Here is a 12,457-nt window from a genome sequence, read left to right on the forward strand (position 1 = left end):
TTAGCGGACGCGGTGGGTGTGCACCATATAATTGACGTCGGTGCCGGGTGCCAGTTTGAAGCGGTTGGTCACCGGGTTGTAGTGCAGGCCAATGATGTGACGTTCACGCAGGGTGGTTTCATCGACCCAGCCGAGCAGCTCAGAGGGACGGATAAACTTTTTCACATCATGGGTGCCGCGTGGCACCATGCGCAGCACATATTCTGCGCCGAACACCGCCAGCAGCCAGGCTTTCGGATTGCGATTCAGCGTGGAGAAGAAGACCTCGCCGCCCGGCTTAACCAACTGCGCACAGGCGTGCACCACCGAGCGCGGGTCCGGAACGTGCTCCAGCATCTCCATGCAGGTCACCACATCATATTTTCCGGCGTTCTCTTCCGCATGCGCTTCTACGGTCTGCTGCACGTAGTCCAGCGTGACGCCGCTCTCAAGGGCATGCAGACGTGCGACCGCCAGAGGTTCCGCTCCCATGTCCAGTCCGGTCACTACCGCACCTTCGCGCGCCATGCTCTCGGCTAAAATGCCGCCGCCGCAGCCGACGTCGAGCACGGTTTTACCGAACAAACCGTTGCTGTGCTCCGCGATATAGCCCAGTCGCAGCGGGTTAATGCGGTGCAACGGTTTAAATTCACCCTCCAGATCCCACCAGCGCGAGGCAACGGCCTCAAACTTGGCAATTTCCTGTGCATCGACGTTCTGCTGATGATTCTGCGGTTGTGCATTCATTGAATCGTAACTCCTGACAAAATGTCCCCACAGTATAAACGCTTAACCGCCGATGGCACACCTTTCAGGCACAAGGAAAAGCGGGTGAAATCGGTGGTTAACGTTCACCAGAGCATTGCAGTGTGATATACTTTCGCACCTTTAAAATCCGGGATTAAGTAGAGGGATAGCGGCTCCATGAGCGACCTTGCGAGAGAAATTACACCGGTCAATATCGAAGAAGAATTAAAGACTTCTTACCTCGATTACGCCATGTCGGTCATCGTTGGCCGAGCTTTACCCGATGTGCGTGACGGCCTGAAGCCGGTGCATCGTCGCGTACTCTTTGCGATGAGCGAACTGGGTAACGACTGGAACAAACCCTATAAAAAATCTGCCCGCGTCGTCGGTGACGTTATCGGTAAATATCACCCGCATGGTGATTCCGCCGTTTACGACACCATTGTACGTATGGCCCAGCCTTTCTCCCTGCGTTACATGCTGGTGGACGGACAAGGCAACTTCGGCTCCATCGACGGCGACTCTGCCGCGGCGATGCGTTATACCGAAGTCCGCATGTCAAAAATCGCCCACGATCTGTTAGCTGACCTGGAAAAAGAGACCGTCGATTTTGTGCCGAACTATGACGGCACAGAGCAGATCCCTGAAGTTCTGCCGACCAAAATCCCTAACCTGCTGGTTAACGGTTCCTCCGGTATCGCCGTGGGGATGGCAACCAATATTCCGCCGCATAACCTGCGCGAAGTGATTAACGGCTGCCTGGCCTACATTGAAGATGAGAACATCAGCATTGAAGGGCTGATGGAGCACATTCCGGGACCTGACTTCCCGACCGCCGCCATCATCAACGGCCGCCGTGGGATTGAAGAAGCGTACCGCACCGGACGCGGTAAGATTTATATTCGTGCGCGTGGCGAAGTGGAAGCGGATGCCAAAACGGGCCGCGAGACCATCGTCATTCACGAACTGCCTTATCAGGTCAACAAAGCCCGCCTGATCGAGAAGATTGCAGAGCTGGTGAAAGAGAAGCGTGTCGAAGGCATCAGCGCGCTGCGCGATGAGTCTGATAAAGACGGCATGCGCATCGTGATCGAGATTAAGCGTGATGCGGTCGGCGAAGTGGTGCTGAATAATCTCTATTCACTGACTCAGCTGCAGACTTCGTTTGGTATCAACATGGTTGCCCTGCATCAGGGTCAGCCGAAGATTATGGCGCTGAAGGAGATTCTGGAAGCCTTTGTTCGCCATCGTCGTGAAGTAGTGACGCGCCGTACCATTTTTGAACTGCGTAAAGCCCGTGACCGCGCGCATATCCTTGAAGGTCTGGCGATTGCGCTGGCGAATATCGATCCGATTATCGAGCTGATCCGCCGTGCGCCAACGCCGGCAGAAGCAAAAGCGGGTCTGATTTCGCAGGCGTGGGATCTCGGTAACGTGTCAGCGATGCTGGAGCGTGCCGGTGATGACGCCGCCCGTCCGGAGTGGCTGGAGCCGCAGTTTGGCATCCGCGACGGTCAGTACTACCTGACCGAGCAGCAGGCTCAGGCGATTCTGGATCTGCGTCTGCAGAAACTGACCGGCCTTGAGCACGAGAAGCTGCTGGATGAGTATAAAGCGCTGCTGGATCAGATCGCCGGGTTGCTGCTGATTCTGTCGAGCGCTGAGCGTCTGATGGAAGTGATCCGCGAAGAGCTGGAGCTGATGCGCGATCAGTTTGGTGACGATCGTCGCACCGAGATTACCGCGAACAGCGCGGACATCAACATCGAAGACCTGATCAATCAGGAAGACGTGGTGGTGACGTTGTCGCATCAGGGCTATGTGAAGTATCAGCCGCTGAGTGACTACGAAGCGCAGCGTCGTGGTGGTAAAGGCAAGTCAGCGGCACGCATCAAGGAAGAGGACTTCATTGATCGTCTGCTGGTGGCCAATACCCACGATACGATTCTCTGTTTCTCCAGCCGTGGCCGTCTCTACTGGATGAAGGTTTATCAGCTGCCGGAAGCGAGCCGTGGTGCGCGTGGACGTCCAATCGTCAACCTGCTGCCGCTGGAAGCGAACGAGCGTATTACGGCGATTCTGCCGGTTCGCGAGTATACCGAAGGCTTCAATATCTTTATGGCGACCGCGCTGGGCACCGTGAAGAAGACCGCGCTGAAAGAGTTCAGCCGTCCGCGCAGCGCCGGCATTATTGCCGTGAATCTGCGTGACGACGATGAGCTGATCGGTGTGGCGCTGACCAACGGTAATGACGAAGCGATGCTGTTCTCCGCCGCCGGTAAAGTGGTGCGTTTCGCCGAGAGCGCTGTACGTGCCATGGGCCGAACCGCGTCAGGTGTTCGCGGTATCAAGCTGGCCGAAGGCGATCGCGTGGTTTCTCTGATTGTGCCGCGTGAAGAGGGTGCGATTCTTACCGTGACGCAGAATGGTTACGGCAAGCGTACCGCCAACAGCGAATACCCGACCAAGTCGCGTGCGACGCAGGGTGTGATTTCAATCAAGGTGACCGATCGTAACGGTTCGGTGATTGGCGCTGTTCAGGTGGTGGATAGCGATCAGATTATGATGATCACCGATGCCGGTACGCTGGTGCGTACCCGCGTTTCAGAAGTCAGCGTCGTGGGTCGTAATACCCAGGGTGTGATTCTGATCCGCACCGCAGAGGATGAGAATGTGGTCGGATTGCAGCGTGTCGCCGAGCCGGTTGAAGAGGAAGAGCTGGATTCAATCGACGGCAGCGTGGCGGAAGGCGAGGATGATATCGTGCCTGAAGCGGATTCTGACGATGAAGAGATTGCACCGGAAGCGGAAGATGAAGACGACGCGGCTGAAGACGACGAGTAAGTTGTCTGGCATAAGCTGAGGTTCGTTGCAGAAACGGCAGGTCAGGGGAAACCCGGCCTGCCGTTTTTTTGTATGGGGCGTTCGGCCGCAGATGGGTGTGGCGGTGAGGCCGCTGCGATCGAAAGGCCCGCCATGCCCGATCGCAAAGGATTCCCGCATCCCTGCGGATCGGCCACGCCATCCCTGGCGTGGACGCTTTGCTCTTCGGGCATGGCAGGCCTTTCTCGCCGGATAGGGTGTCGCTTCAGGCGGGTGAGTGCGCGGGCGGGAGGATGCGGATTCTTGTGGGTGTGGCGGTGAGGCCGCTGCGATCGAAAGGCTTTTCTCGGCGGGGTATGGTGTCGCTTCAGGCCGTTGCGATCGAAAGGCCCGCCATGCCCGATCGCAAAGGATTCCCGCATCCCAGCGGATCGGCCACGCCATCCCTGGCGTGGACGCTTTGCTCTTCGGGCATGGCAGGCCTTTCTCGCCGGGATAAGGTGTAGCTTCAGGCGGGTGAGTGCGCGGACTGGAGGATGCGGATTCTTGTGGGTGTGGCGGTGAGGCCGCTGCGATCGAAAGGCCTTTCTCGCCGGGATAGGGTGTTGCTTCAGCTTTTTCTCGCCGGGATGTGGTGTCACTTCAGCTCTTTCTTGCCGGGAAACGGTTTCGCTTCAGGCGGGGGATGGGGGACGTCAGGCGTGGCGGCAAAAGCTGTCCGAAAAGCGTCCCAAACTGCCTGCCGGGCCTTCCGCTGGCTGGCTTTTTTCGCCCGATGAAGCTAGTGTATGGGCAATAAAAATTGATGATGCGACTAACCTTGCCAACTGCGAGTTACCTTTGAAATATCCTGTCTCTTTCCGCACTACGCTTCGCATCTCGCGCTATCTTTTCCGCGCGCTGGCGCTGCTAATCTGGACGCTGGGCGCTGTTCTTACCGCGTTTTACATCATCAGCGTGCTGCACAATAAAGAGACGCAGGTTCGTCAGGAGTTTGCCAGCAATTACGGCACAATACAGTGGTATGTGCGGCACTCCGCCGACATGATGCGGGAGCTGAAATATATTACGGAGAACCGGCTGACGAATGCCAGCAACGGCATGGATGCGCTGACCGGCATGATCCCGGGTAAAACGACCCAGCCGCAGTTTACGCCGCTGTTTTCAGATGGCGACTGCACCGCCATGAGCAACACCTGGCGCAACTCACTCGACTCCCTCAGTTATTACATCAACTACTGGAAAAGTAACTTCGCCTCCTCGTATGAGCTGAACCGGGTGTTCTTTATCGGAGGGGAAAGCCAGTGTCTGGCTGACTTTACGATTGGCAGCAGCACCGCCGATCGGGAGCGCAGCCTGAAATCGCTGCGTGAGAATGTGCTGCGCTACCGTAACAGCAACGAAGAAGAGCGCCGCAACCCGATGTACTGGATCAACAGCAGTGCTCAGCCGGGTGTCGGCACCTTCTATATGGTGGTGCCGGTCTACGTGGCCAACAAGTTGCAGGCGCTGCTGGGCGTCGAACAGAATATCCGCCTGGATGAGTTTATTCAGCCGGGCAGTCTGCCGATCATCGCCTCAATTACCGACGAAAATTATCGTCCACTGCTCAATTCGCGCCGTGGCGGGCTGGGCTTCTCGCTCGACAGTCTGCCCGATGACAAAACCTGGTTCGGTTATCTGAATGGTTACCGTCAGCTGGTGCTGAAAAAGCCGCTGCCGCCTTCCGATCTCAACGTGGTGTGGTCGATACCCACCGACGTGATGATGGATCAGCTGAAGCTGATGATCATTAATGCGCTGCTGCTCAATGTGTTCAGCGCCATCATTCTGTTTACGCTCGCCTGGCTGTTTGAGCGCCGGATGTTCCTGCCCGCCGAGGAGAATGCGCACCGGCTGGAGGAGCATGAACAGTTCAACCGTAAGATTGTGGCCTCGGCGCCGGTGGGGATCTGTATTTTACGCACCAGCGACGGCACCAATATTCTGAGTAACGAGCTGGCGCACAATTACCTGACCCTGCTGACCCAGGAAGATCGCCTGCGGCTGAATGAGATTATCGGCGGCCAGCAGGTTAACTTTGTTGATGTGCTCACCGGCAGCAACACCAACCTGCAAATCAGCTTTGTCCATTCGCGCTATCGCAATGAGAACGTGGCGATTTGTGTACTGGTGGACGTGTCGGCCCGTGTCCGCATGGAGCAGTCGCTGCAGGAGATGGCCCATGCGGCAGAGCAGGCGAGCCAGTCGAAGTCGATGTTCCTTGCCACCGTCAGCCATGAGCTGCGCACGCCGCTCTATGGGATTATCGGTAACCTCGATCTGCTGCAGACCCGGCAACTGCCCAGTGGGATCGACTCGCTGGTGACGGCGATGAACAACTCCTCCAGCCTGCTGCTGAAAATCATCAGCGATATCCTCGACTTCTCTAAAATCGAGTCAGAGCAGCTGAAGATCGAGCCGCGTCCGTTTGCACCGCGTGAAATCGTGACCCACATCGTCGGCAACTATCTGTCGCTGGTGGTGAAGAAGCGGCTGACGCTCTACTGCTTTATCGAACATGACGTTCCGCAGGTGCTGGATGGCGATCCGCTGCGTCTGCAACAGGTGATCTCCAACCTGCTGAACAACGCCATTAAGTTCACCCACACCGGCTGTATTATCCTGCACGCCTACGTCTCGCAGGGCTATCTGGCTTTCCGGGTGCGCGATACCGGGGTCGGGATTCCGGCGAAAGAGCTGCCGCGCCTGTTTGATCCCTTTTTCCAGGTCGGGAATGGCGTGCAGCGTAATTTCCAGGGCACCGGGCTGGGACTGGCGATCTGTGAAAAGCTGATCAATATGATGGACGGCGACATTGAGGTCGACTCAGAGCCGGACATGGGCAGTCAGTTCATTGTACGTATTCCCGTCTACAAAGGGCAGAAGCCGTCGCTGATGCTGCTGGAGGATTTGCAGGAGAAGAAAATCTGGCTGGCGATGCGCAATGATTATCTGGCGGCGTTTATCACGCGTCAGATGCAGCAGCAGGGGATTCAGGTTGCGGATTATAACGGCAGACCGGGCCCCGACGATGTGGTGATGACCGATTATGAGCTGGAGATCGATCTACCGCTGCGGGCGCTGGTCACATTTGATGGATCGCATGTGGATATGCCGCGTGAACGTCAGCCTGGACGCTGGGTTCACTCGACCGCCACACTGCATGAAGTACCGGCGCTGCTGGCGCGTATCTATCGCATCTCGCTCGGCCACGACGCGGCAGATGCGCTGCTGCTGGCTGGCCCGGTGGAAGAGAAGATTCACAACGATGACATCATGGTTCTGATCGTCGATGACCATCCGATTAACCGCATGCTGCTTTCAGAACAGCTCGGCACGCTGGGGTATCAGGTGAAAACCGCCCAGGATGGCGTCGATGCGCTTAACGTGCTGAGCCGCAATGAGATCGACATCGTACTGACCGACGTGAACATGCCGAACATGGATGGATATCGCCTGACGCAGCGGTTGCGTCAGCTGGGGCATCTCTTCCCGGTCATTGGCGTCACGGCAAATGCGCTGGCCGAAGAGAAGCAGCGTTGTATGGACGCGGGCATGGATAACTGCCTGTCGAAACCGGTGACGTTAGATGTGCTGAAAAGCACGCTGGCAATCTATGCTGAGCGGGTGCGTAAAACGCGCATGAAGTAGGGCAGAGGGGAGGCGGTGCAGGCTGCACCGCCTCAGCGATCGATTAGTCTCTTTCGACCTGCGTCTGGCTGACAGAGGAGAGGTAGTTCAGCAGGGCGATATCGTTATCCACGCCCAGTTTCATCATCGCTGATTTCTTCTGGCTGCTGATGGTTTTGATACTGCGGTTCAGTTTCTTGGCAATTTCTGTCACCAGGAAACCTTCGGCGAACAGACGCAGCACTTCGCTCTCTTTCGGTGACAGGCGCTTGTCGCCGTAACCGCCCGCGCTGATTTTCTCCAGCAGTTTTGCCACGCTTTCCGGCGTATATTTCTTGCCTTTCTGCAGGGCTGCCAGCGCTTTCGGCAGGTCGGTTGGCGCGCCCTGTTTCAGCACGATGCCTTCGATGTCGAGATCAAGCACAGAGCTCAGGATCGCCGGGTTATTGTTCATCGTCAGAACAATAATGGAGAGATCCGGATAGTGGCGTTTGATGTATTTAATCAGCGTGATGCCGTCGCCATACTTCTCACCAGGCATTGAGAGGTCGGTGATCAGGACGTTAGCATCCAGCTTGGACAGATTGTTGATCAGTGCTGTTGAGTCTTCGAACTCACCTACAACGTTGACCCATTCAATTTGTTCCAGAGACTTTCGGATACCGAAAAGGACAATTGGATGGTCATCGGCAATAATTACATTTAAGTTATTCATCTTATTGGTTACCTTGCTGCAGCAGTTGATTGACGTAAGCGTCAATATCACTGGTGGTATTTGTAATGTTTGAATCGTCACACGCTTTAATGTGGTGTTCTAACTCTTCACAAAGCTGTTTGCCGGGAGACAGGTTGAGCATGGCAAACACGCCCTTCAGGCGATGCGCTGTCTGAGCAAGCGAGTCGTAGTCCTTTTCTGCTGACTCAGTATACAGTCTCTTCACATCAACCGGTACTGTCTCGGTAAACAGCTGGAAATAGCCGCCGCTCATCAGTGGCGTGGCTGTGTCGTCTTCCCTGTCATTATCCATCACATCATGCGACAGTTGCTTCTCAATCAGGGCCAGCAATGCATCCAGCAGCGCATTACTGAGATTGAAATTGACCCGATACTGCTGGTCGTTCAGTGCATGGTGACCGAGCTCATCTTCCGCCAGCAGCAGTGCCCAGCCGCTCAGCTTCGACGGATCGTCGGTTACCAGCACGTCGTGATCCTGTCCGGAAATACGCTCGTCCGGGGTGAGACAGCGCGCTCCCCAGTTTTCCAGATGGCGGCAGACGATTTTATGGACGTCCTCCACGGTGATCTCCACCAGGGCGGTGACCCCATCCAGAATTTTTTCCTCTTCTTCTTCCTGCTTCTGCTCCAGTGCCATCGGCAGCTGCATATTATAGCGGGTGCCGATATCCGCTTTCGCGACGATATCCAGACTGCCCCCCATCTGCTTGCAGAGCTGTTTACAGAGGAAGAAGGCCATGCCTGACGCCTGACCGTATCGATCCTGGCTGGTGTCGCCCAGGAACGGGAAATCGACATTCGCCAGCTCATCCACGGTCAGGCCCGCGCCGGTATCAACCAGTTCGATGATGAGTCTATCGGCCTGTTTATTCGCAACCTTAACTTCCAGGGTAATTTTTCCCCAGCGGGTGGTGGTCAGCGCATAGTGCATCAGGGTGGTCAGCACCTTACGCAGGGCGCGACGGTCGCCAAAGCGCATCTCATCATTGGCCAGATGGTTATTCACCACCAGTGACAACCCTTTGCGACGCATCAGCGGCAGGCTTTCCAGTGCGATCTCATCCAGCAGTTCCTGCAGGTTGAAGATGGTGGCATCCGGTGACCAGTCGTGCGCCTCCAGCCGGTTCAGCAGCACAATATCATCCACCAGCCGCGCCAGCCCCTGGCTCTCATCAAGCAGGTCGAGCACGGATTCATCGGCATCCCGCTGGCTGAGCTGCACCAGCTGCGCCACGATCTTCTCCAGCGGCTGATTCAGCGCATGACCGAGATTGTGCAGCAGCTGCTGCCGCATCTGATGGTTGCGATCCAGCACCTGCTGCGCTTTCTGCAGCTTCTTGTTCACCAGCAGTTCGCGATCCTGGTCACGCATCATAAACAGCTGGGTATGGGGTGAGAGCACGCTGCGGGCGTGGCGGATCTCATACACTTCGTTATTGATGGTAGCCTGCAGAACTCCCTGATGCTGGTCGGACATATTAATAATCTTCTGCAGATTGAGGTGCGGCAGAAGATGCTCTGCAATCTTGTTGCTCAGCAGGGTGCGGTTGCTGGCAAAGTCATAGACCAGCAGGCCCACCGGCAGGCTGCCCACAATCTCTTCATTCAGTACCCGAAGCGAGTCGAGTTCCGCGCTCTGGTTCTCACTGGGGCGCAGGGACTGCTGACGCAGCAGCATCACACCGCCCAGCGACAGCAGGAACAGCAGCAGGTTGATCAGCAGCGGCCAGAGCAGGTTGTGCAGCGTGTCGACGATCAGGCGGGTAATCGGCACCTGATAGACCAGCTGCAGCGGGGTGCTGGGCAGCGTGGCGGCAATCTCGACGTTCGGGTTAACCAGCGAGATGTGCGTATTTTCCACCTCCTGCTGTTCACTGCTGGCAGAGGGCAGTGAGCTGTCCTGACGCAGCTGGAAATTCTCCAGCGGCATATTCTGCGGCACCAGATCGTTCACCGGCAGATCAAAGGCGACCACGGTGGCCAGGTGGCCCGGCTGATTAAAGGTGGTGCGCAGCGTGAAGTAGTGATCGTTCTGGAAGGCGAGGTGACGCAGGGGCGAGAAGCTCTCACGCTCGTCCAGCGCGTTCGCCTGCTGCAGCATTTCTGCGCGACGGCTGTCCACCATTGAACTGATGGCGCTCTCTTTGTAGCGCGTTGCCATATCCTTTAGCGGCAGCGTGGAGATCATGATCAGGCTATTGTCCTGACCATTTAAAAAGTACATCGACCAGGTCGGGTTTTCCGCGCCCCAGAGCGTATCCAGATAGTTGGACATCCGCATGGTCATATCCAGCGTGCTGCTGTCATGCGATCCGAAGATAAGCGCTTCGGTCTTGCGGCGGGTTTTTTCCAGATAGTAGACGTCAGGACGCAGGCGCGTCTCCTGCAGGCTGCTGCCCGGAGGCGTTCCTGCCGCACTGGTGGAGAGGTTTTCATAGATCTGCCAGGTGGCAAAGCGATAGGCGTCGATACGCTTCTGAACGTCGCGGGCCAGATCGTCCATGGCATAGCGTTTTCCGGTGAGCCAGGCATTCACGGAGTTCTGCACCATAAAGCCCAGCGCCAGCAGCAGCACCAGATTGAAAACCACAAAAAAGCGGGTGACATTGCCGGATGTCAGTGGAAACTTATACAACATAGCGTGTCAGGTACCTGAATTATCGCGCAACTCTTCGCGCACTGGCGGCTACCACTAACAGCAGCAGGGCGATCACTAAAAACGCGCCGCTGAGGCTGATCCATTGCGAAATGAATCCGATTAAAGCCGGACCTGAGAGAATACCCGCATATCCCAGCGTTGTCATGGCAGAAATCGCCAGGTTCGCGGGCATATCCTGTTGATTCCCGGCAGCATTGAACAACATCGGCACCGTATTGGATAAACCAAAGCCGACCAGCAGGAAAGCCAGCAGGGCGATCTCCGGCCACGGCAGCCACACCGCCAGCGTCATGCCCGCTGCGGCGGTCAGCGCCCCGGTTATCATGACCGGATAGCGGCCAAAGCGCTGGATGATTTTATCGCCGCTGAACCGCCCCAGCGTCATTGCCACGGAGAAGGTGGCATAGCCGAGGCCGGCATAGGCCGTTGACATCGCCGGGTTCTGCAGCAGCAGCAGCGCGCCCCAGTCGAGCACCGCGCCCTCTGCCAGAAAGAGAATAAAGCAGAGCAGGCCGAGAAACGCCACCCAGCCACGGGGGATCACCAGCCAGGGCTGGTCGGGCTGATGGAGACGCTCATTCATTAATACCGGGATGCGCCATAACAACAGCAGCAGCATCACGGCCATCACCACCAGCGTAGCGGCCAGCGGAGAGAACGACTGGCTCAGCAGCAGGCTGACCGTCCCCGCACCCAGAATGCCGCCAAGGCTGAAGAAGCCATGAAAGCCGGACATCATCGGCTTACCCGCCGCCTGTTCAACCTGAACCGCCTGATAATTCATGGCGACATCCAGCATGCCCAGCCCGGCACCAAACAGCATCAGCGCGGCCGCCATTAGCAGATGCGAGTCCGCCGTGGCCAGCAGCGGCATCATGAGCAGCACTAACAGAGTGGAGAAGCACATCACCCGACGGCAGCCAAACCGCGCAACCAGCGTGCCGGTGACCGGCATCGCCGCCAGTGAACCGATGCCGAGACAGAGCAGCAACACACCCAGTGAGGCGCCGCTCAGCTGCAGACGATCACGGGCAAACGGCACCAGCGGTGCCCAGGCTGACATGCCTAACCCGTTGATCAGAAAGATGGTGCGGGTGCCCCAGTTCAGGCGGCTCTGCTGTTGATGTTGTTGTGCAGCGTCCAGTGCGGTCATAGGTCAGATTCATCAGTGATAAAGCGAAAAAGTGTAGCACCGGCCGGCAATCTGTGGCCGTCGCGCCTCTTATCAGCAGGGGTGCAGCACCCTCATCAATATGACAAAACCGGGAGTTTACCGATTTTTAATGCGCTGCGGATTTTTTCCAGAACTTTCCTGGCAGGGCGGGACGCCGCGCAGGTCGACTTAACTCAAATTTCAGTGCCGTTTTCAACGGGTTGTCTGCTTAAACGAAGCTGTCGGCTCGGTGGGAAATGCTGGCTGAATCGCATAACTAAAAAAATCTTTTCAGTGCCCTGAAGTTCTCAGGGTGGCGATATTTAGCCGTTTTATGACATTTATGGAAACATCCCGCCACAAATTGACATGAAAAATCAAGGGTAAAGCGTTTTTTCGTGAACGTTTTATAGCAAGACTGACTTATGTAATAAAGATTAAATCATAATTAAATCTGTACATTGGTGTTGATTTTCAGCACGTTTAGGATAAAAGTTATTTTGTCAGAACCGCTACGTTTCGCGTCCGTCTGTACAACTTAATCTAACAATAAAAGCGTTTTTTTCTGCCCGGACCAAGGTATCTGGTGCCGCTTGGCTTTGCCCTTACTGCATACACCAGGTTAACGCGCTCGCTGTTTTTCAGTGGGTGAAACTAAGTGTGAATACCGTAAACGTAAAATAAATTT

General features: G+C 56.2%; 6 protein-coding genes. 2 read left to right on the forward strand and 4 right to left on the reverse strand.

Going from position 1 to position 12,457, the window contains the following annotated elements; translation table 11 throughout:
* The gene (gene ubiG, locus HFD97_RS09925) at positions 1-726 is read right to left on the reverse strand and encodes a bifunctional 2-polyprenyl-6-hydroxyphenol methylase/3-demethylubiquinol 3-O-methyltransferase UbiG (protein WP_167431404.1); all 726 of its coding nucleotides are present in this window, start codon (positions 724-726) and stop codon (positions 1-3) included.
* A gap of 177 nt (positions 727-903) precedes the next feature.
* Here ubiG and gyrA point away from each other — a divergent pair, with 177 nt between their 5' ends.
* Together gyrA and rcsC are read left to right on the forward strand one after the other, a co-directional pair.
* Positions 904-3,570 carry a DNA topoisomerase (ATP-hydrolyzing) subunit A gene (gyrA, locus tag HFD97_RS09930; protein WP_167431405.1) on the forward strand — a complete coding sequence of 889 codons (2,667 nt, stop codon included), beginning with the start codon at positions 904-906 and terminating at the stop codon, positions 3,568-3,570.
* Between the two features lie 819 nt (positions 3,571-4,389).
* Complete coding sequence (gene rcsC / locus HFD97_RS09935; RefSeq protein WP_167431406.1) at positions 4,390-7,242, forward strand: two-component system sensor histidine kinase RcsC; 2,853 nt, start codon at positions 4,390-4,392, stop codon at positions 7,240-7,242.
* A gap of 43 nt (positions 7,243-7,285) precedes the next feature.
* On the opposite strand, the gene rcsB is transcribed toward rcsC, so the two are convergent.
* From rcsB to HFD97_RS09950, 3 genes are read right to left on the reverse strand one after another with little or no spacing between them, the layout of a single operon-like run.
* A complete protein-coding gene (gene rcsB / locus HFD97_RS09940; protein ID WP_009089068.1) occupies positions 7,286-7,936 on the reverse strand; it encodes a response regulator transcription factor RcsB in 651 nt (216 codons plus the stop codon).
* A 1-nt stretch (position 7,937) separates the two neighbouring features.
* Positions 7,938-10,595, reverse strand: coding sequence for a phosphotransferase RcsD (gene rcsD / locus HFD97_RS09945; protein WP_009089070.1), 2,658 nt, complete (start codon positions 10,593-10,595; stop codon positions 7,938-7,940).
* 19 nt (positions 10,596-10,614) lie between these two features.
* On the reverse strand, positions 10,615-11,769 hold the full coding sequence (locus HFD97_RS09950) for an MFS transporter (protein WP_167431407.1): 1,155 nt from the start codon (positions 11,767-11,769) through the stop codon (positions 10,615-10,617).
* Positions 11,770-12,457 lie beyond the last annotated feature (688 nt).

This window comes from Pantoea sp. EKM103V, assembly GCF_011800365.1.
GTDB classification, from domain to species: Bacteria; Pseudomonadota; Gammaproteobacteria; order Enterobacterales; family Enterobacteriaceae; genus Pantoea; species Pantoea anthophila.

Coding starts and splice junctions, on each gene's coding strand:
- ubiG (WP_167431404.1), bottom strand. CDS start 726: ATGAATGCACAACCGCAGAATCATCAGCAGAACGTCGATGCACAGGAA.
- rcsD (WP_009089070.1), bottom strand. CDS start 10,595: ATGTTGTATAAGTTTCCACTGACATCCGGCAATGTCACCCGCTTTTTT.
- rcsB (WP_009089068.1), bottom strand. CDS start 7,936: ATGAATAACTTAAATGTAATTATTGCCGATGACCATCCAATTGTCCTT.
- HFD97_RS09950 (WP_167431407.1), bottom strand. CDS start 11,769: ATGACCGCACTGGACGCTGCACAACAACATCAACAGCAGAGCCGCCTG.
- gyrA (WP_167431405.1), top strand. CDS start 904: ATGAGCGACCTTGCGAGAGAAATTACACCGGTCAATATCGAAGAAGAA.